The 20,734-nt window shown below is 67.3% G+C and carries 16 protein-coding genes and 1 pseudogene; 10 read left to right on the top strand and 7 right to left on the bottom strand.

What is annotated here, in order from left to right; genetic code table 11:
* From JZ791_RS45190 to JZ791_RS22480, 4 genes and pseudogenes are all read left to right on the top strand, one after another.
* Positions 1-262 (top strand): annotated as a pseudogene (locus JZ791_RS45190) (NUDIX hydrolase); the annotation flags it as partial.
* 135 nt (positions 263-397) lie between these two features.
* Positions 398-1,849 (top strand): sensor histidine kinase, encoded by a 1,452-nt coding sequence (locus JZ791_RS22490; protein ID WP_308163037.1) that lies wholly within the window; start codon positions 398-400, stop codon positions 1,847-1,849.
* 102 nt (positions 1,850-1,951) lie between these two features.
* Positions 1,952-3,250, top strand: a complete 1,299-nt coding sequence (locus tag JZ791_RS22485; protein ID WP_216897167.1) for a bifunctional glycosyltransferase family 2/GtrA family protein — start codon at positions 1,952-1,954, stop codon at positions 3,248-3,250.
* Positions 3,251-3,540: 290 nt separating this feature from the next.
* Positions 3,541-5,466, top strand: a complete 1,926-nt coding sequence (locus JZ791_RS22480; RefSeq protein ID WP_216897166.1) for an ArnT family glycosyltransferase — start codon at positions 3,541-3,543, stop codon at positions 5,464-5,466.
* Positions 5,467-5,469: 3 nt separating this feature from the next.
* Here the strand turns inward: JZ791_RS22480 and JZ791_RS22475 are convergent, their stop codons facing one another.
* The 3 genes from JZ791_RS22475 to JZ791_RS22465 all read right to left on the bottom strand — a co-directional run bounded on the left by JZ791_RS22475 (position 5,470) and on the right by JZ791_RS22465 (position 12,012).
* Complete coding sequence (locus tag JZ791_RS22475) at positions 5,470-8,067, bottom strand: polynucleotide kinase-phosphatase (RefSeq protein WP_216897165.1); 2,598 nt, start codon at positions 8,065-8,067, stop codon at positions 5,470-5,472.
* A complete protein-coding gene (locus JZ791_RS22470) occupies positions 8,064-9,482 on the bottom strand; it encodes a 3' terminal RNA ribose 2'-O-methyltransferase Hen1 (protein ID WP_216897164.1) in 1,419 nt (472 codons plus the stop codon). Before JZ791_RS22470 ends, JZ791_RS22475 begins: the two co-directional genes overlap by 4 nt.
* 61 nt (positions 9,483-9,543) lie before the next feature.
* On the bottom strand, positions 9,544-12,012 hold the full coding sequence (locus tag JZ791_RS22465) for a phosphoketolase family protein (RefSeq protein ID WP_216897163.1): 2,469 nt from the start codon (positions 12,010-12,012) through the stop codon (positions 9,544-9,546).
* A gap of 132 nt (positions 12,013-12,144) precedes the next feature.
* On the opposite strand from JZ791_RS22465, the gene JZ791_RS22460 reads away from it, so the two are divergent.
* From JZ791_RS22460 to clpX, 5 genes are all read left to right on the top strand, one after another.
* On the top strand, positions 12,145-12,711 hold the full coding sequence (locus tag JZ791_RS22460; protein ID WP_216897162.1) for an FKBP-type peptidyl-prolyl cis-trans isomerase: 567 nt from the start codon (positions 12,145-12,147) through the stop codon (positions 12,709-12,711).
* 110 nt (positions 12,712-12,821) lie between these two features.
* On the top strand, positions 12,822-14,213 hold the full coding sequence (tig, locus tag JZ791_RS22455; protein WP_368858334.1) for a trigger factor: 1,392 nt from the start codon (positions 12,822-12,824) through the stop codon (positions 14,211-14,213).
* A gap of 200 nt (positions 14,214-14,413) precedes the next feature.
* Complete coding sequence (locus JZ791_RS22450) at positions 14,414-14,995, top strand: ATP-dependent Clp protease proteolytic subunit (protein WP_216897160.1); 582 nt, start codon at positions 14,414-14,416, stop codon at positions 14,993-14,995.
* Positions 14,996-15,031: 36 nt separating this feature from the next.
* Positions 15,032-15,670, top strand: coding sequence for an ATP-dependent Clp protease proteolytic subunit (locus JZ791_RS22445; RefSeq protein WP_216897159.1), 639 nt, complete (start codon positions 15,032-15,034; stop codon positions 15,668-15,670).
* 326 nt (positions 15,671-15,996) lie between these two features.
* Positions 15,997-17,280: an ATP-dependent Clp protease ATP-binding subunit ClpX gene (gene clpX / locus JZ791_RS22440; RefSeq protein ID WP_216897158.1), complete on the top strand. Its 1,284-nt coding sequence runs from the start codon at positions 15,997-15,999 to the stop codon at positions 17,278-17,280.
* A 153-nt stretch (positions 17,281-17,433) separates the two neighbouring features.
* Here clpX and JZ791_RS22435 read toward each other — a convergent pair whose 3' ends face one another.
* Positions 17,434-18,036: a TIGR03086 family metal-binding protein gene (locus tag JZ791_RS22435; RefSeq protein WP_216897157.1), complete on the bottom strand. Its 603-nt coding sequence runs from the start codon at positions 18,034-18,036 to the stop codon at positions 17,434-17,436.
* Between the two features lie 70 nt (positions 18,037-18,106).
* Here JZ791_RS22435 and JZ791_RS22430 point away from each other — a divergent pair, with 70 nt between their 5' ends.
* Entirely contained in the window at positions 18,107-18,595 is a 489-nt protein-coding gene (locus JZ791_RS22430) for a MarR family winged helix-turn-helix transcriptional regulator (RefSeq protein WP_216897156.1), read from the top strand.
* A gap of 170 nt (positions 18,596-18,765) precedes the next feature.
* Here the strand turns inward: JZ791_RS22430 and JZ791_RS22425 are convergent, their stop codons facing one another.
* From JZ791_RS22425 to fdhD, 3 genes are all read right to left on the bottom strand, one after another.
* Positions 18,766-19,299 (bottom strand): hypothetical protein, encoded by a 534-nt coding sequence (locus JZ791_RS22425; protein WP_216897155.1) that lies wholly within the window; start codon positions 19,297-19,299, stop codon positions 18,766-18,768.
* Positions 19,300-19,387: 88 nt separating this feature from the next.
* Entirely contained in the window at positions 19,388-19,762 is a 375-nt protein-coding gene (locus JZ791_RS22420; RefSeq protein ID WP_216897154.1) for a nuclear transport factor 2 family protein, read from the bottom strand.
* Between the two features lie 61 nt (positions 19,763-19,823).
* Positions 19,824-20,702 (bottom strand): formate dehydrogenase accessory sulfurtransferase FdhD, encoded by an 879-nt coding sequence (gene fdhD / locus JZ791_RS22415; protein WP_216897153.1) that lies wholly within the window; start codon positions 20,700-20,702, stop codon positions 19,824-19,826.
* Between the last annotated feature and the right edge of the window lie 32 nt (positions 20,703-20,734).

Below are 20,734 nucleotides of genomic sequence, written 5' to 3'. Positions count from 1 at the left end.
AGATGTGTATAAGAGCCAGCGGTATGGGAGTGGGGGTGGGAAGAAGGAGTTGACGGTGTGGGCCGTGGAGGCGGATCTCGATCCGGCGCAGATTGATCCGGGGACGTTCGAGATGGAGTGGCCGCCGCGGTCGGGCAGGATGCGGGAGTTTCCGGAGATCGATCGCGCGCAGTGGTTCGGCACGGCTGTAGCGCGGGATAAGCTCACTGCTGGTCAGCGGCCCTATGTGGATCGGCTGAATGATCATCTGGCCGGGCGGTAGCGGTGCGCGGGGAGAATGCTGGGAGTAAACCCTAAGTCTGCGTGGAGGAATCTCCCAGGATCTCTCGGTATTAATACATCGGTGAGCGGTGTATATCTGCGCGTCCGTGCGACGCTGGGCCGTAGGATATCGGCGGTGCCGCTCCGTGTCATCCTGGTCGCCGCGATGGTGTCGCTCACCGGACTCGTATTGGTCGCTTCCGGGTTCGCGGTGACTTCGGCCCTGTCCAGGTCTCTACTCAACCGTACTGACGAGCAGCTGTTCGACGCCGCGCATCAGTGGGCTCGCCCGGGCCCGATGAAACTCGTCACCAACTCCACCGGGACCCGGATGTGGATACCCGCGGACATGGCCGTCCCACCGGTGCACCCGCCGTCCGCACACGACCAGCCGCGCCTCTACTTCGAACTGCGCCGCGGGCCCAACGGGGAGCTGTACCGCCTGTATACGGGTCAGAACGGCAGCACGCCGCGGCTGTCCGACCTGCCCGACCGCAAACCGGTGACGGTGCGGTCCTCCGACGGCTCTTCGACCCAGTGGCGTGTCCTGCTGACCACGAACAAATACGGCTCCACCACGATCGGTCTGCCCCTCGGCGATAACGAGGACACGGTCTCCAAACTAATCGGGTTCCAGGTGTCCACGGCGGTGGCAGCCCTGGTACTGCTCGGCGTCGCCGGATATGTGGTGGTGCGGCGCAGTCTGCGGCCCCTGCGCCAGGTGGAGGAGACCGCGGCGGCGATCGCGGGCGGTGATCTGAACCGGCGCGTCCCGGTCCGCAATGTCGACACGGAGGTGGACCATCTGGCGCAATCGCTGAACGCGATGCTCGCCCAGATCCAGCACGGCGTCACGGCCACCGAGGCATCCGAGGAGGCGGCGCGGCGCTCGGAAGCCAAGATGCGCCAGTTCATCGCCGACGCCAGTCACGAGCTGCGCACGCCGCTCACCACCATCCGCGGTTTCGCCGAGCTGTACCGGCAGGGCGCCAGCCAGGACCCCAAGCTGGTGCTCGAGCGGATCGAGGCCGAGGCCGGCCGGATGGGCCTGCTGGTCGAGGATCTGCTGATGCTGGCGCGCCTCGACGCGCAGCGGCCACTCGAGACCAAGGCCGTGGATCTGCTGGGCTTGGCCGGTGACGTGGTGCACAGCGCGCAGGCCATGACCGCCCGTCAAGACGGCCCGGATCACCCTGTCGCACTGGATGTGCAATCGGGTTCCGGAACGCTCGAGGTGTCCGGTGACGCGGCCCGGCTGCGTCAGGTGCTGTCCAATCTGGTCGGCAACGCGCTGTCGCACACCCCGCCGGGTACGCCGGTGACCGTGCGCCTGACACCCGATGCGGACACTGTCCGGATGGAGGTCGTCGACAAGGGGCCCGGGCTGTCCGACGAGGCCGCCGGCCGGGTGTTCGAACGGTTCTACCGCACCGATGCCTCGCGCACCCGGGCCAGCGGCGGCAGCGGGCTCGGCCTGTCGATCGTGCAGGCGCTGGTGACCGCGCACGGCGGCACGGTCGGCGTGCACAGTGCCCCGGGAGAGGGGGCGACATTCACCGTGGTGTTGCCCAGAGTTTCCGTAAGCTAGTCGAGTGCGCGAGCCATCGTCGCGGTCGTGGCAGGAGTGCTCCCAGCGATCTCGCAGCTCTGGTCCAGTACAAGCCAAGGCTGGCAGGCGAATCTTGATGTCATGACCGAGACTTCGATTGTTTCCGCTACGAACCGCCCCGGCGCGGCGGGGACCGCACCCGTGGTGGATGTGGTTATCCCCGTCTACAACGAGGAGCGCGATCTCGGCGTGTGCGTGCGCCGGCTGCACGCGTTCCTGGCCGAGGGATTCCCCTTCTCCGCCCGAATCACCATCGCGGACAACGCTTCTACCGATGCCACGCTGGACGTCGCCGAGTATCTGGCGGCGGAGCTGGACGGCGTGCGGGTGGTGCACCTGGACCGCAAGGGCCGCGGCCGCGCGCTGCGCACAGTCTGGGAAGCCTCGGACGCACAGGTCGTCGCCTACATGGACGTGGACCTGTCGACCGATCTGAACGGGCTGCTGCCGCTGGTCGCGCCACTGGTGTCGGGACACTCCGATCTGGCGATCGGCACCCGGCTGGCGAAGTCCTCCCGCGTCGTGCGCGGGCCCAAGCGCGAGTTCATCTCTCGCAGTTACAATCTCATTCTGAAGGCCTCGCTACAGGCGCGTTTCTCCGACGCGCAGTGCGGATTCAAGGCGATGCGCACCGATGTCGCCCGTAAGTTGCTGCCGTTGGTGCAGGACGGTGAGTGGTTCTTCGATACCGAGCTGCTGGTGATCGCCGAGCGTGCCGGGCTGCGGATCCACGAGGTGCCGGTGGACTGGATCGACGATCCGAACTCGAGTGTGAACATCGTGGACACCGCGCGCAAGGATCTGCGGGGCGTGTGGCGGGTCAGCAAGAGCCTGACGTCCGGCGCGCTGCCGGTGAACGAGCTGCGCGAGGCGATCGGGCGTGAACCGCTGGTCGACGGCGTGCCGCTGGGCATGGTCGGACAGCTGGTGCGCTTCGGCATCATCGGCGTGATCTCCACGCTCGCCTACATGGTGCTGTACGTGCTGCTGCAGGCCATGGTCGGCGCGCAGGCGGCGAACTTCCTGGCGCTGCTGATCACCGCCGTCGGCAACACCGCGGCCAACCGGGCGTTCACGTTCGGCGTGCGCGGGTCCACCAAGGCGGTCTGGCATCAGGTGCAGGGTCTGCTGATCTTCGCCTTCACCTGGTTCCTGACCAGCGGATCGCTGTTCGCGCTGCACCACTGGGCGCCCGGTGCGGCGGTCCATCTGGAGCTGGTCGTGCTCGTGGTCGCGAACCTTGTCGCGACGTTGCTGCGCTTCGTGGCGCTGCGCTGGGTGTTCCGCGACGCGGTTCCCGCCGCCGCGGTGCGCAGCGAGGAGGCCGCTACCGAGCTGCTGGCCGCGCAGGACGAGCGGCTGTACGCCGAAGCTCAGTAGGCGGTTCGAAGCCGTCGGTCATCTCTGTGGCCGGGATCCCGATGACGGGGTTCCGGCCACAGTCCTGTGCGGGCTGGAGCCTCGTGTGTCCGGCGGGAATTTACGGGCGGTGGATCCGGGCCGAAAACATGCCGGGTTGACGCGAGGGGCAGTGCCGGTAGGGCAGTGCCGGATGCGGTCGGGCGCGGTCCGGAGATGACGGCAGGGCACTGTGGCAGGCAGAGCGTGTTCCCAGGTTTTTCTCAGGGGTATCCCAGGGCGAGCGTGGGCATGTCGGCGATGATGTCGCCATGACCGACACTGCGATCGCGCCGGACCAGCCGATCACACTGCCCGAAGCATCGGATCGGCGTTGGCGCCGGTGGGAAATCCTGGGCGTGGCGGCGCTGCTGGTCGGGACGGCGGTCGCCTACCTGTGGAATCCGGGTGCCAACGGCTGGGCCAACGACTTCTATGCGGCGGCGGTCCAGTCGGGGGCGCATTCATGGAAGGCGTTCTTCTTCGGCTCCTCCGACTGGGGCAACTCGATCACCATCGACAAGACCCCGGCATCGATGTGGCCGATGGAGCTGTCGGCGCGGATATTCGGTATGCACGCCTGGAGCATGATGCTGCCGCAGGTGCTGCTCGGAATCGCCTCGGTGGCACTGGTCTTCGTGACGTTACGGCGCACCCACGGCACCGCGGCCGGACTACTCGGCGGCCTGGCGCTGGCGGTGACTCCCATTGCGGCGCTGATGTTCCGGTTCAACAATCCGGACGCGCTGCTGGTGTTCCTGATGATCGCCGCGGTCTGGGCGATGACCCGGGCGCTGGCCGACGGGCGCTGGCAATGGCTGGTGCTGTGCGGAGCGCTGGTCGGATTCGGTTTCCTGGCCAAGCAATTACAGGTATTGCTGGTGTTGCCCCCGCTCGCGCTGGTCTATCTCTTCGCTGGGCCGCCGCGACTGGGCAAGCGCCTGCTGCAATTGGTCGCGGCCGGGGCGGCGATGATCGTGGGCGCCGGCTGGTGGGTGCTGACCGCACAGCTGTGGCCGACCGATTCGCGGCCGTACTTCGGTGGCTCCGAACATAATTCGATCATCGAGCTGACCCTCGGCTACAACGGGCTCGGACGGCTGGGTGTCGGATCGGCGAACCAGTTCCCCGGGCCGCCCGGTGCGCATCCGCCCAAGGGCGGCTTCTTCTTCGGATCCTCGCCCGGGATCAACCGGATGTTCCAGGAGACCGTCGGCGGTCAGATCGCCTGGCTCATCCCGGCGGCTCTGGTGCTGCTGATTGTCGGAATCATCCTGCGCGGCAGGACATCACGCACCGATCCGCAGCGTGCCGCGCTGCTGCTGTGGGGCGGGTGGATGCTGGTCACCGCCGGAGTGTTCAGCTACATGCAGGGCATCTTCCATCAGTACTACACCGTGGCCCTGGCACCGGCGGTCGCCGGGACCGCTGGCTTGGGCGCGGTGATGGCATGGCGCGCGCGTGATCGGGCGTGGGTGCGCGTGGCCCTCGCGGTGGCGGTGGCGCTCACGACAGCGACGGGGGTGCTGTTGCTCTCGCGCACACCGGATTTCCTGCCGTGGTTGCGCTGGGCGGTCGTGCCGGTGCTCGGTGTGCTGGCCGTGATCGGCCTGCTGATACCCGGCCGTCTGGCCCCGGTGGCCGCGGTGGTGTCACTGCTGGCCGTGCTGGCCGGGCCGCTGGCGTACTCGATTCAGACAATCGGGACCTCGCATTCCGGGGGCATCGTGCTGGCGGGCCCGAAGAGTCAGTTCGGCGCTTTCCCGTTCGGTCCGCCGTCCGCGAAGGGGGACGAGAAGGGGGATCAGAAACGCAAGAATCCCTTCGACAGTCCGCCCGATCCGGCGCTGCTCGCGAAGCTGCGCGACGGCGGCGCGAACTACACGTGGACGGCGGCCTCGATCGGCTCGTTCATGTCCGCCAGCATGCAACTCGACTCCGGCTATCCGGTGATGCCCGTCGGCGGCTTCGCGGGGGGCGACCCGTCCCCGACCCTGCGCCAGTTCCAGGACGACGTGGCCCACGGCCGCATCCACTACTTCCTGGGCCAGCCCAGCGGGATGCACGGACCGGGATGGGGCGACCGGGACACCGCCGCGAACGAGATCAAACAGTGGGTCCAGGACCACTACACCTCGGTCACCATCGGCGACCTCCCGGTCTACGACCTCACCGCGCCCAAAGGCGCTGCGAGGTAAGTTTCACAGGCGGGGGTCGACCGGCTCGGATTCCAGGGCCAGGACGGCGAAGACCGACTCGTGGACGCGCCACAGGGGTTCGCCCGCGACGAAGCGATCCAGGGATTCGATGCCGAGGGCGTATTCGCGTAGCGCCAGGGAGCGTTTGCGGCCCAGGCCGCGGGTGCGCAGGCGGCGGAGTTGGTCGGGGCGCAGGTATTCCGGGCCGTAGATGATGCGGAGGTATTCGGGGCCGCGGCATTTCACGCCGGGCTGCACGAGTCGGCCGCTCGCCGTGGTGGTTCCGTGTACCAGGGACTCGCGCGGCTTGACCACCATGCCCTCGCCGCCGGAGGCGGTGAGCTCGGTCCACCACGCCGTCGCCTCGTCTTCGGATGCGGGGGTCGACAGGTCCACGATCATGCGGCGGGTGGGGGTGAACAGGTCGGAATCGGCCGCGACCAGTGCGTCGATCTTCTCCAGATGCCATTCGTGGTCGCGTACCGCGCAATTCACGCCCTCGGCCGCCAGGATCTGGAACGGTGCCAGGCGCAGACCGGCCAGGCCGTCCACCGGCCAGCAGTAGCGGCCGTAGGCGTCGGTGAAGGCATCCGCGTCGGTACGGCGTGCGTCGGTGCGGGCGGTGAGATCGCCGACATCCACGCCGCGCGCGGCGGTCGCGGCCAGGAGTTCGGAGGCCGCGCCGAGTGCCGCGCGCGCCGACGCGCCGACGGCGGCGTACTGGTCGCGCAGCAGGCCGATCGCCTTGGCGGACCACGGCATCAGCTCGGTGTCCAGGGCCAGCCAGTCCGAACCCAATTCCTCGAACAGGCCGCAGGATTCGGCCGCGGCACGGATACGGGCCAGGACGGCCTCGGTGCGCGCCGACTCGTCGAAGAACGGGCGGCCGGTGCGGGTGTAGAGCGCGCCGGTGCTGCCGTCGTCGATACCGAAGTGGCCGCGGGCGACGGACGCTGATCGGGTCAGCACGACGACCGCGCGCGAACCCATATGCTTCTCCTGGCATACCACGTTGGTGACGGCCTCGGCCCGGTAGTACGCGAACGCCTGTGCCGGATGTTCCAGCAGATCCGCGGAATCCGAAGTGGCGCAGGGTGACATCGTCGGAGGCAGGTAGATCAGCCAGCGCGGGTCGACGGCGAATCGGCTCATCACCTCCAGTGCGGCGCTGGCGTTCTCCTCCTGGACGGTGACCCGGCCGTGGTGGCGGGTCTCGACCACGCGGCGGCCGAGCACGTCCGTCAGGTCGAGTACGCCCGGATCGCGATGCAGTGCGGCGCCGCTGCCCCTGGAAGCGGTCGTGGACACTGCCGCGATGTCGTGCAGCGGTCGCGCCGGCTGGCACCACACCTGCTGCGCGGGAACCGATACCGGTTCGCGCTCCGGATAACGCAGCGCCGTGAGCCGCCCGCCGAACACCGCGCCGGTGTCCAGGCACAGGGTGTTGTTGACCCAGTGCAGCTCGGTGGTCGGGGTGTGCCCGTACAGCACGGTGGCGCGGCCCCGATAGTCCTGCGCCCAGGGGTACCGCACCGGCAGGCCGAATTCGTCGGTCTCCCCGGTGGTGTCGCCGTACATCGCGAACGAACGCACCCGTCCGGATGCCCGGCCGTGATACTCCTGCTTGAGCCCGGCGTGCGCGATGACCAGCTTGCCGCCGTCCAGCACGTAGTGGCCGATCAGCCCGCGGCAGAATTCGTGTGCGGCGCGGCGGAATTCGGCATCCTCGGCCTCGAGCTGGGCAAGCGATTCGGCCAGCCCGTGCGCGATGCGCACCTTCTTTCCGTCCAGCGCGCGCACGAGCTTGAACTCGTGGTTCCCGGTCACGCACAGGGCGTTTCCAGCCCCCGCCATGCCCATGACCAGCCGCAGCACGCCCGGGGTGTCGGGCCCGCGATCGACCAGGTCGCCGACGAAGACCGCGGTGCGGCCCTCGGGGTGGTGCGCGTCGACCGGGCGGCCGCGTTCGTCGCGGCGCAGCACATAGCCCAATTCGTCCAGCAGCGACTCCAATTCGGCGCGGCAGCCGTGCACATCGCCGATCACGTCGAACGGCCCGGTCAGCTCGCGCCGGTCGTTCCACAGCCGCTCGTCGGCGACTGTCGCGGCCATGATCTCCTCGACTCCGCGCAGCACGTACACCCGCCGGAATCCCTCGCGCTCCAGCATCTTCAGGCTGCGCCGCAGATCGCGCTGCTGGCGGGTCACCACATGCGCGCCGATGTGGATCCGTTCGGCGCGACCGGCGTTGCGCTCGAGGCAGATCCGGTCCGGCACATCCAGCACGATCGCGACCGGAAGCACGTCGTGCTCGCGCGCCAGGCGGATCAATTCCTGGCGGGCCATCGGCTGCACGTTGGTGGCGTCCACGACGGTGCGCAGCCCGCGCCGCAGCCGCACCCCCGCGATGTGATGCAGCAGCGCGAAGGCCTCGTCGGTGGCCGACTGATCGTTCTCGTCATCGCTGACGATGCCCCGGCAGGCATCCGACGACACGATCGAGGTCGAGGGGAAGTGCTTGTGCGCGAACGTGGATTTGCCCGAGCCCGTGCAGCCGATCAGGGCGACCAGGGAGAGATCGGGAATCGCGAGTTCGGTCATCGGGCGCCCGCCTTACGGAAAACAGCCATCTGCGTGGAGGAACCGTGCGCGGGATCCTCGGGGCCGACCGGCTCGAAACATACGCTGTATCCGTAGGTTTCGACGACTCGCTGCGCCCACGTGGCGAATTCCGCACGACTCCACTCGAATCGATGGTCCGAGTGACGAAACTTCCCGGCCGAGAGCGTCTCGTAGAGTGTGTTGTATTCACCGTTCGGAGTCGTCACGATCACCGCGCCCGGCGCCGCGGCTCCGAACACCGTGTGTTCCAGCGCCGCCAGCCGTGGTGGATCGACATGTTCGATCACCTCCATGAGCACCGCCGCGTCATATCCGCGCAACGCGGCGTCGGCGTAGGTGAGCGCGCTCTGCCGCAGCGTGATCCGCTCGCTCACCTGTCGCGGCGCGCGATCCAGGTGCAGCCGCCGCTGCGCGATCCGCAATGCGCGCATGGACACATCCACGCCCACGATCTCGGTGAACACCTTGTCCGGCAGCAGCTCTCGCAACAGCGTTCCCTCCCCGCAGCCCAGATCCAGGACTCGCCGCGCACCGACCTCGTGCAGCGTGCGCACCACCGCTGCCCGCCGCAGCACGGCCAGTGAGGGGCTGCGCAACTCGTCGTCGACCTCGTCGATCGCACCCAGGCTCTCCGGGGTCGCGTCGTCGATATCGGCCAACCGGGCCAGGGCCGTGCGGACCAGCGACTGACGGCGGGCCAGATAGCGGCGGGTGATCCAGGCGCGTTCGGGATGCGTGGCCAGCCAGCTCTCGCCCGCGCGCAGCAGCTTGTCCACCTCGTCGTCGCCGAGCCAGTAGTGTTTGCTGCCGTCCAGCACCGGCAGCAGCACGTACAGATGCGACAGAGCGTCGGCGACCCGCATGCAGGCGGTCAATTCCAGTCGTACGTAATAGGATTCGCCCCACTCGGGGAAGGCCGGATCGAGCGGGATCGGGGTCGCCGACACCTGCCAGCCCAGTGGTGCGAACATTCGCCCGGCGACCTCGGCTCCGCCCCTGCACGGCACCGCGGGCAGCTCGATCCGCAGCGGCAGTGCGGTCACGGCCAGCTCGGGCCGCTGTGCGCACTGTCCGTGCAGTGCGCTCTTGAACACCCCGGCGATCGCGACCGACAGCAGCGAGGTGGCGGCGTACGGCCGATCGTTGACATACTGCCCGAGGCTGAATTCCGGCGTGCCGCGCGAGCGCCCGCGCACCAGGCGCACCGGATCGATCTCCAGCAGCAGCGCCGCGGTGCACCGCTGCTCGGTGGCCTCGGGATACAGCACGTGCGCCGACCCGTACGACTGCTCGAACACCTGCGCTCGCGCCGGGTTCTTGTGCAGCAGGTAGCCCAGGTCGGTGGCGGCCCAGTCGGCGCCCTCGGCCCTGGTGCACGTGATCGTCAGCAACACCGTGCGATCTTCACCCGCTCCAGGTCACGAGGGCAACCGAATTCCCCGGATAGTGTCCGGTTCAGGCGCCGGGATACGGCCAGCGCCAGTCGGCTACCTCCGGAATGTCCTCCCCGTGTTCGCGGGTCCACGCGCGCGCGGCCATCCTGGCGTCGACCATCTCCTGCCGCAGGCCCGCGGCCTGTTGCCGCAGGCCGGGCACCCGGTCCACGACATCCATCACCAGGTGGTAGCGGTCCAGATCGTTGAGCATCACCATATCGAAAGGCGTTGTGGTGGTGCCCTTCTCCTTGTATCCGCGCACATGTAGGCTGTCGTGGTTGGTGCGCCGGTAGGCGAGGCGGTGAATCAACCATGGATAGCCGTGGAAGGCGAAGATGACCGGCCGGTCGGTGGTGAACAACGTGTCGAATTCGTGCTCCGGCATGCCGTGCGGGTGCTCCCGCTGCGGGAGCAGACGCATCAGGTCGACCACATTGACCACGCGAACCCGCAACCGCGGCAGTCGATCCCGCAGTATCGCGGCCGCGGCGAGGGTCTCCAGCGTCGGCACATCACCCGCGCAGGCCAGCACCACATCGGGGCTGGCGCCGATCTCGTCGTTGTACCCGGCCCACTCCCAGATGCCGATGCCGCGCGTGCAGTGCGCGACCGCTTCCGGCACCGAAAGCCAGTCCTCCTGTGGCTGTTTGCCCGCGACGACGACGTTCACGTAATGCCGCGACCGCAGACAGTGATCGTAGGTCGACAGCAGGGTATTGGCGTCCGGCGGCAGGTACACCCGCACGATCTCCGGGCTCTTGTTCAGCACCACGTCCAGGAAGCCGGGATCCTGATGGGTGAATCCGTTGTGGTCCTGGCGCCACACGTGCGAGGACAGCAGATAGTTCAGGCTCGCGATGGGCCGCCGCCACGGAATCGCCGAACTCGCGTCGAGCCATTTCGCGTGCTGGTTGAACATCGCGTCCACGATGTGGATGAACGCCTCGTAGCAGGTGAACACCCCGTGCCGCCCGGTGAGCAGATAGCCCTCGAGCAGGCCCTGGCACATATGCTCGGACAGCACCTCGATGACCCGGCCGGTGCGATCCAATTTGACGTCGTACTCGCCGATCTCGGCCTGCCAGTCGCGCCCGGTGACCGACAGGATGTCCTGTAATCGGTTGCTGGCCAGCTCATCCGGGGCGAAGGTGAGGAAGTTCCGCGGGTTGGACGAGGTCACATCTCGCAGCCACACACCCAGCACCTGCGTGGCCTCGTGGCGGGTCGCGCCGGGCGCGACCACCTCGACGCCGTAGTCACGCCAGTCGGGCAGCCGCAGATCGCGCACGAGGGCGCCGCCGTTGCTCACCGGGTTGGCGCTCATCCGCCGATCGCCCCGCGGGACGAGCTCGAGCAGCCCGGCCACCGGTGCGCCGTCGTCGTCGAACAGCTCGCGCGGGCGGTAGGACTGCAACCACTGCTCGAGCACCGTGCGATGCTCGGCGTCGGTCCGCGCGGCGGGCAGCGGCACCTGATGGGCGCGGAATGTGCCCTCGACCTGGTCGCCGTCGACGATCGGCGGACACGTCCAGCCCTTGGGGGTGTGCAGCACGATCATCGGCCAGCTCGGCCGGGCGGTGTCGGCGCCCGTGCGCGCGTCACGCTGGATCGCGGCGATACGGTCCAGGCACTGGTCCAGCGCCGTGGCCATCGCCTGATGCACCGCGGCCGGATCGCTGCCCGCGACGATGATCGGCTCGTACCCGTAGCCGCGCAGCAGCGAGATCAGCTCGGACTCCGGAATGCGCGCCAGCAGTGTGGGATTGGCGATCTTGTACTCGTTCAGCGCCAGAATCGGCAGTACCGCGCCGTCGCGGCCCGCGTTGAGGAACTTGTTCGCATGCCAGCTGCCGGCCAGCGGGCCGGTCTCCGCCTCGCCGTCGCCGATCACGCAGAACACCGTCAGATCCGGATTGTCCAGTGCGGCACCGAATGCGTGCAGTAGCGAATAGCCCAGCTCACCGCCCTCGTGAAACGATCCGGGCGTATCGGGGGCGCAGTGGCTGGGCACTCCGCCGGGAAAGGAGAACTGCGCGAACAACTGCCCCATCCCCTCGGCATCGCGCGGGATGTGGCTGTAGAGCTCCGAATAGGTGCCCTCCAGCCAGCCGCACGCGTTCGGACCGGGTCCGCCGTGTCCGGGACCCGCCACGAAGACCGCGTTCAGATCCCGGGCCAGGATCGCGCGGTTGGCATGCGCCCACACCAGGTTGAGTCCGGGCACGGTGCCGAAATGCCCGAGCAGGCGCGGTTTGATGTGCTCGGGTTCGAGCGGTGCGCGCAGCAGTGGATTGCTCATCAGATAGATCTGGCCGACCGCCAGATAGTTGGCCGCGCGCCACCAGGCGTCCAGGCCGGCCAGTTCCTCGCGGCCGAGCGGGCCGGAGGCGTCGGATAGTCGATAGGGCTGCGGTGCGATGGTGTCGCCACCGTGGCCGCCGACGTTGTCGGCCGATGTATCGCCAGTGGCGGATGCTAGATCGGTCATCCTGTTCGTTCCCCTCGGATCGTGTGTTCCGGGTGGTAGGGGTCGTGCCGGGTGCGAGATGCGCCGTGTCCGATTCGGTTGCCAGGCTACCGGGCGCGGAGGTTGTCGGAGACGTCTATTACGGTACGGCGCATGCAGACACTGGCCAGGATGATCATCGGTTCCGTCGCCACGGTGGCGGCCGTGGTCGCGCTCGGCGGATGCGGCAACAGCGACAAATCCACCAGCGCCACCACTACGACCAGCGTCGCGGCCCAGGCGCAGAGCGCCGCGCCGGCGAGTCACGGCCGTCAGTGCACCGCCGACGACGTCAAGACCACTGGCGGGTTCGGTCAGCCGCCGACCATCACCATCCCCGACGATTGCGATCCGCCGACCAAGCTCGTGGTCAAGGATCTGGTCGAGGGCACCGGCCCAGCCGCCGCGTCGGGTGAGCCGGTCACCATGAACTACACGCTGGTCACCTGGTCGGACAAGCAGAAGATGGACAGCTCCTTCGACCGCGGCCAGCCCTTCCAGCTGACCCTGGGCGCGGGCCAGGTCATCCCGGGCTGGGATCAGGGTCTGGTCGGCATCAAACAGGGCGGCCGCCGGCTGCTGATCATCCCGCCGGACCTGGGCTACGGGCAGGGCGGTCAGGGCATCAAGCCGAACGAGACTTTGGTGTTCGTCACCGATGCGGTCAAAGTGGGTAGCTAGAGACGGGGAGTACCGGATTACAGCCCGCACACCCTGGTCGACTAGGCTGTTCCGGATACTTTGGGGGACCCTGAAGAAGACGTCAGAGAACAACAACAAGGAGCATGTCCGTGAAGAGCACCGTCGAGCAGCTGAGCCCGACCCGGGTCCGCATCAATGTCGAGGTGCCCTTCGAGGAGCTGAAGCCGGACTTCGACCGGGCGTACAAGGCCCTGGCCGGTCAGGTGCGCATCCCGGGTTTCCGCCCGGGTAAGGCCCCGGCCAAGCTGCTGGAGGCCCGGCTGGGCCGCGGCGCGATCCTCGAGCAGGTCGTCAACGACGCGCTGCCGGCGCGCTACAGCGAGGCCGTGAGCGCCGGTGACGTGAAGGTCATCGGCCGTCCGGAGATCGAGATCACCAAGATCGAGGACGGCCAGGAGCTGGCCTTCACCGCCGAGGTCGACGTCCGTCCGGAGATCACCCTGCCCGATTTCGGCGATATCGCGGTCACGGTCGACCCGATCTCCATCGAGGACGAGGACATCGAGCAGCAGTTGCTGTCGCTGCGTCAGCGCTTCGGCACCCTGAACACCGTCGAGCGGGCGGTGCAGGAGGGTGACTTCGTCTCCATCGACCTGTCCGCGACGGTCGAGGGCAAGGAGGTCGAGGAGGCCGCGACCACCGGGCTGTCGCACGAGGTCGGCTCCGGCCAGCTGATCGAAGGCTTGGACGAGGCGATCATCGGCCTGAACATCGACGAGTCGAAGGACTTCTCCTCCAACCTGGTCGCCGGTGACTACGCCGGTAAGGAGGCGGTCGTCACCGTCAAGGTGAACTCGGTCAAGGAGCGTGAGCTGCCCGAGGCCGACGACGAGTTCGCCCAGCTGGCCAGCGAATTCGACACCATCGACGAGCTGAAGACCGACCTGCGCGAGCGCGTCGAGCGGGTCAAGAAGGTCGAGCAGGCCGGCGAGATCCGCGACAAGGTGCTCGAGGTGCTGCTGGAGCAGACCGAGGTGCCGCTGCCCGAGGGCGCGGTTCAGGCCGAGATCGACGCGGTCGTGCACGACGCGGTGCACGGCTTCGACCACGACGAGGCGAAGTTCGCCGAGGCGCTCGAGGCGCAGGGCTCCTCCCGCGAGGAGTTCGACAAGGACACCAAGGAGGCCGCGGAGAAGTCGGTGCGGACCCAGCTGCTGCTGGACGCCATCGCCGAGGCCGCCGACACCCAGGTGGGCCAGGACGAGCTGACCGAGCGGATCCTGTTCCAGGCGCAGCGCTACGGCCTGTCGCCGGAGCAGTTCATCCAGCAGGTGCAGCAGGCCGGTCAGCTGGGCGCCATCTTCGCGGATGTGCGCCGCGGCAAGGCATTGGCCGGTGTGGTGGGCGAGGCCAAGGTCACCGACACCGCGGGCAATGCGGTCGACACCTCCGAAATGTTCGGTACGGCTGAGGATTCCGAGGAGTCCGACGCGGAGGCCGCGGACGAGGCAGACGAGACCGTCGCGGCGAGCGCGGAGTAGTTTGCGCTGTGAGCGGAACAGGGCGGTACCGGGAGTTCGGTGCCGCCCTGCTTCGTTAGGGTTTGTGTCAACGAATCAGACCTCGGTCGAGCGGACGGGCACGAAGGCGGTAGCTTGCGTAGGCCCCCGGGCGACCGACAAATGGTAGAGACTGCGTGCTTGCGAGCAGCGAGCCGGTGAGAGAGGGCAGGTATCCGTTCATGACATCCCCAACTGCTGGGCTCAACCTGAGCGATTCGGTCTACGAGCGACTGCTTCGCGAGCGAATCATTTTTCTCGGTACCGACGTGAACGATGACATCGCCAACAAGCTGTGCGCCCAGATGCTGCTGCTGTCGGCCGAGGATCCGACGCGCGACATCTCGTTGTACATCAACTCCCCGGGCGGTTCGGTGACCGCGGGCATGGCCATCTACGACACCATGCAGTTCGTCGACTGCGACGTGATGACCATCGGCATGGGCCTGGCCGCCTCGATGGGCCAGTTCCTGCTGACGGCGGGCGCCAAGGGTAAGCGCTTGGCCCTGCCGCACGCCCGGATCATGATGCACCAGCCCTCGGCCGGTATCGGCGGCACCGCGGCGGATATCGCCATCCAGGCCGACCTGTTCAAGAAGAACAAGGAGGAGCTGAACCAGCTCCAGTCCGAGCACACCGGCAAGTCCGTCGAGCAGATCGAGATCGACGCCGACCGTGACCGCTGGTTCACCGCTGCCGAGGCGCTCGAGTACGGCTTCATCGACCGTGTGGTCACCCGCGTGGCCCAGGCCAGCGGCAACTAGCGAACAACCACACCCACAAGGACTTTGGAGACGACCATGGTGAACTACTACGGCCCCGGCGGTGCGCAGTCGCGCTACATCCTGCCGTCCTTCATCGAGCATTCGAGCTACGGTGTCAAGGAGTCGAACCCCTACAACAAGCTGTTCGAGGAGCGCATCATCTTCCTCGGCATGCCGATCGACGACACCGTCGCGAACGACATCATGGCGCAGCTGCTGGTGCTCGAGTCCCTCGACCCGGATCGCGACATCACGGTGTACATCAACTCGCCCGGCGGTGACGTGACCGCGCTCATGGCCATCTACGACACGATGCAGTACGTGCGCGCCGACGTGGCCACGGTCTGCCTCGGTGAGGCGGCCTCGGCGGCGGCGGTGCTGCTGGCCGCAGGCACCCCGGGCAAGCGCGCCTGCCTGCCCAACGCCCGCGTGCTGATCCACCAGCCGCGCACCGGCGGTATCCAGGGCCAGGTGTCGGATCTGCAGATCGCCGCGGCGGAGATCGAGCGCATCCGCACCCAGATGGAGCTCATCCTGGCCCGGCACACCGGTAAGAGCGCGGAGGAGGTCCGCAAGGACACCGACCGCGACAAGATCCTCACGGCCGAGGAGGCCAAGGAGTACGGGATCGTCGATCAGGTTTTCGATTACCGGAAGCTGAGCGCGCAGAAGTAGTGGGCGCCCGGCGTCGTCCCGGTGATTTCTACCCGGCGCCGGGACGCGCCCGGCCACGTCTCACAACGGTCGCGGACCGGCCGGTCCGGACACGACAACGTGAGAAACGTGCCAAGTTGTCGACCGACTTCGGGCAGAGCAGGTACGGTCTTTCCAGGGACCTTTGTTCCCGGTTACGGCAGAGTCGCGAACTCACGGATTGTATTCGGGCATAGTGTCCAGGTGAGGGACACCAATCCGGATATGGCGGGTAGCGTTGTTTGAAGGCGCTTGTCGGTAACCGGAGCAGACGGTTGCACGCGGACAAGGAAGTAGGGACCCACGAGATGGCGCGCATCGGTGATGGCGGCGACTTGCTCAAGTGCTCGTTCTGCGGAAAGAGTCAGAAGCAGGTCAAGAAGCTCATTGCGGGGCCAGGTGTGTACATCTGTGATGAGTGCATCGACCTCTGCAACGAGATCATCGAGGAGGAACTCGCCGAGTCCAGCGAGGTCAAACTCGACGAGTTGCCCAAACCGGTCGAGATCCGGGAGTTCCTCGAGAACTATGTGATCGGCCAGGACAACGCCAAGCGCACGCTCGCTGTCGCGGTGTACAACCACTACAAGCGAATTCAGGCCGGTGACAAGGGGCGCGACAGCCGCGGTGAGCCGGTCGAGCTGACCAAGTCCAACATCCTCATGCTCGGTCCCACCGGCTGCGGTAAGACCTACCTGGCGCAGACCCTGGCGAAGATGCTGAACGTCCCGTTCGCCATCGCCGACGCCACCGCGCTGACCGAGGCCGGCTATGTCGGCGAGGATGTGGAGAACATCCTGCTGAAGCTGATCCAGGCCGCCGATTACGACGTCAAGCGCGCCGAGACGGGCATCATCTACATCGATGAGGTCGACAAGATCGCCCGCAAGTCCGAGAACCCGTCGATCACCCGCGACGTCTCCGGCGAGGGTGTGCAGCAGGCGCTGCTGAAGATCCTCGAGGGCACGCAGGCGAGCGTGCCGCCGCAGGGCGGGCGCAAGCACCCGCACCAGGAGTTCATCCAGATCGACACCACGAACGTGCTGTTCATCGTGGCGGGCGCGTTCGCGGGCCTGGAGCGGATCGTTCAGGACCGGATCGGCAAGCGTGGCATCGGATTCGGCGCGGAGGTGCGCTCCAAGTCCGAGATCGACACCGCCGACCACTTCGCCGACGTGATGCCCGAGGATCTGATCAAGTTCGGCCTGATTCCCGAGTTCATCGGCCGTCTCCCCGTCGTGGCCTCGGTGACCAACCTGGACAAGGAATCCCTGGTCCGCATCCTCTCCGAACCCAAGAACGCTCTGGTCAAGCAGTACCTGCGGCTGTTCGACATGGACGGCGTCGATTTGGAGTTCACCGAGGACGCGTTGGAGGCCATCGCCGACCAGGCGATCCTGCGCGGCACCGGCGCGCGCGGCCTGCGCGCGATCATGGAAGAGGTGCTGCTCCCGGTCATGTACGACATCCCCAGCCGCGACGATGTCGCCAAGGTGGTCGTCACGGCCGATACGGTCAACGACAACGTCCTGCCGACGATCGTTCCCCGCAAGCCCGCGCAGCGCTCGGAACGCCGGGAGAAGTCGGCGTAGTCCAGGGGCTGTACCGGCGAAAAGCTTAACCGAGCACCCCCTGCGTAGATCCGCACCCGTTTGGAGGGAATGCGGAGCTACGCGGGGGGTGCTCGGTGTTCTGCGTCACAATAGGGGCACTGCGGGGTGGCTCACGGTGCAGTCGATGATGACTTACCGCGGCCACGAGGGGGAGCGGCCCAGGAAGGTGAGGATGCGGTCCAGGGGCGCGGCATCCTCGGTCGCGGGGAGTTCGGGGGCGAATGCCGCACCGGGGGCGTTTCGATAGTCGTCGCCGGTGGGCACCATCTTGGTGATCTCCAGCGCCGGGACGACGAAATCGTCGTCGAGGCGATAGGGCAGATCGAGGGCTCGGGCCATATCCCAGGCGTGGATGACGTAGTCGATGAAGTGGGCGCCGATGGCCATGCTGCCCGGGAGCTGGGCGCCCGGCCCGAATTCGGGAAGATCGAAGATCCGTTCCAGCACGTCCGGCTGGGTATAGGCCGCCGTGACGTCCGCTGCGGCCTTGGTGTAGTCGCCCACGGGGTACGCGGCGAGCGGGCGGACCTGCCAGACGGTGAGGTCCGCGCCGTTGCCGCGGGCCGCGGCGGCGAAGCCTCGGTGCTGAACGGTCATATGGGCCAGGAGATCTGCGACGGTCCAGGCGGCGCAGGGCGTGGGGCGATCCAGGTGGTCGGTGGTCAGGTGGGACACGATCTCGACGCTGTAGTCGACGGCGCGGCGATTGAGGTCACGGATGTCTGGAGTGCTCATATCCAAATAGTAAGCGCATGCGTATCGTATGTCGATGCTTACTAAATGAATCGACGTAAAGTGTCCTGACATGACCGACAGCGACCGTCCCGACCTGGCCGCGATGATCGTGCCGCTTGGCCGCGCGCTCATGGCGGCCGAACAGCCGGTACTGGACCGGCACGGCCTGACGATGTGGGCCTATGTGGTATTGATCGCGCTCGATCGGGGGCCCGCGCGTGGGCAGGGGCTGCTGGCTCAGGAGATCGGCGCGGATAAGACCAGGATCATCCCGGTGCTCGACGATCTGCAGGAACGTGGTCTGATCGAACGACGCCCCGACCCGGCCGATCGGCGAGCGCGGGTGCTCGCGCTGACCGCCGAGGGGCGCGCGATACGTGACGCGACGCAGGCCGACATCCAGGCGAAGGAGGAACTGCTGCTGGGCCGCCTCGATGCGGCGGATCGCCGTGGCCTGCTCAACGCCCTGATCGCGCTCGCCGCGCTGCCGCGGGAGGAGATCGTCGGGGAGGCGGGACCCGCGCCCCGACTCGATACCTACACCCGCCCGGACCGGTAACGACCGGATGATCCGTTCGCGCCCGTTGCCGGAGGTCGCCGTTGACCTCCCGTGGTTCGTCGTTGAACCTTTGTCCGACACTGGGGAAATCGCCGTTCGGATTTGTCCCGTTACGCGGCGGTCTCAATCTGTAGACGACTCACAGGTTCGAACGGTTCATTCTTTCCGGCTCATGGTTTTCGACGGTTCGGCAGCCGGAAAGTCATCGGTGCCGGATCGCGCAGCGCAATGCGCTCGGTAGGGGCGGCCAGGACCGCGACAAGCCCGAGGGCCGGCAGTAGGAGCGCCGCGATGAGCATGAAAACAAAACCACCGGTGGACATTCCGTCCGGGCGGTTCGCTGCGTGATAGATGAAGTGCGGAATGCCGAACACCACCCAGCCGGCCCCGGCCACCCGCACCAGCAGACTGTCGGCGTAGAACAGCGCGGCGGCCGCCACCGCGCCCAAGGCCAGGAAGAACGCGCCCACGTCGAAGGCCAGATGGTGGTTGTACGGGCCGCTCATCGCCACCCAGTCCAGGCCGAAACCGGGGAAACTGCGATACCAGGCCGCGGGCGCGAAGATCGCCCACACCGCCACGATCGCGGCCTGAATCGTCAAGATCCACAGGGCGAGCTGGGCGATCAGCCTGCGGCGGCGATTGGCGTCCCAGCGCATTCGCACCCGCAGGTTATCCCCGGTGCGTTGTATAGAGATCCGCATGGCCCTCCGATCGCCGCCCCGACACCGGTCGTAGTCACGGTAATTCGGTGGGCGAGCGTGGACAAGGGCTGAAATATCGGCGGAGGGCTCAGAGCTTCTCGGAGCGCATATCGTCCGGGCCCCAGTACGCGCGCATGCTGGTGATGCGCGCCTGGTCGTCGAACGTCATCACGTCGATGGGATCGATCGTCATCCGGTATCCGTTGCCCTCGGTGGTCAGCGTGAAGACCACCACGGCTTCGTTGCCCGCCACCCGCATGGTCTGCAGTTCGGTCTTGCGCGCCAAGGGCTCGATCACGCCGTAGAACTCGCGGATCGCGTCCACGCCGTGGCGCCGATCGGTGCCGATCGGATCCTCCACGGTGGCATCGGGCGCATAGAGTTCGGCGATCTGGGCGGCCGTCCCGGTGCCCACCAGTTCGACATACCGCTCGACCGTCGCGCGATTCTCCTGTGCACCCATGCCAACTCCCAGCTGATTGAAACCTGTTTCATTTCGGAGCGTAGCAGCAGCGGTCGGGGACTCAGCCGGAATGTGCGGTGAGTGGGACCGGGCGGTCGATGCTCGGGGGACGGCGAGCAGGCGGGGTCGGCAAGCGCAGGCGATCCGGTTCGGCGTAGATGTTCATGGTCTGGCCGCGCAGGAACCCGACCAGCGCCAGGCCCGATTCGGCCGCCAGATCCACGGCCAGGGAACTGGGCGCCGACACCGCGCCGAGGACGGGCACCCCCGCCATCACGGCCTTCTGGACCAGCTCGAAGGAGGCGCGGCTGCTGACGATCAGCACCAGATCGTGCGCGGGGACCCGGCCCTCGCGCAGTGCCCAGCCCAGCACCTTGTCCACCGCGTTGTGCCGGCCGATATCCTCGCGCACGGCGACCGCCGTGCCGTCGGGCGTGAACAGCCCCGCGGCGTGCAGACCGCCGGTGGCCTCGAAAACCTTCTGGCGCGAGCGCAATTCGTCCGGCAGGGTCGCCAGTACGGCGGTGTCGACGAACGGCTCGACGGCGGGCAGCGGGAAGCGCGTGTGGGTGCGGACCTCGTCCAATGCCGTCTTGCCGCACAGCCCACACGCGCTGTTCGTCAGAAAGTTACGCGCGAGAATCGGTGTGGATGTGCGCAATTGGATGTCGAGCACGTTGTAGGTGTTCTGACCGTCGGCATCGGTGCCCGCGCAATACCGCGCCGAGACGATATCGTCCGCCGCGCCGATGATGTTCTCGCTCAGCAGGAATCCGTGTGCGAGATCGATATCGCTACCCGGCGTCCGCATGGTCACCGTGAGCGACTGCCCGTCGACCCGCAGTTCCAGCGGCTCCTCGACGGCCAGGCTGTCCGGTCGCTGGATCTGCCCGTCGGCGGTGATCCGCAGCATCTTTCGCCGCGCGGTAACCCTGCTCACGCCGCCACCTCACTCACTACCTCACCTCGTTA

It is taken from the genome of Nocardia alni (assembly GCF_019038435.1).
Taxonomy (GTDB): Bacteria; Actinomycetota; Actinomycetes; order Mycobacteriales; family Mycobacteriaceae; genus Nocardia; species Nocardia alni.
The sequence above is the reverse complement of the archived record's forward strand: the minus strand, read 5'-3'. Positions and strand labels throughout refer to the sequence as shown.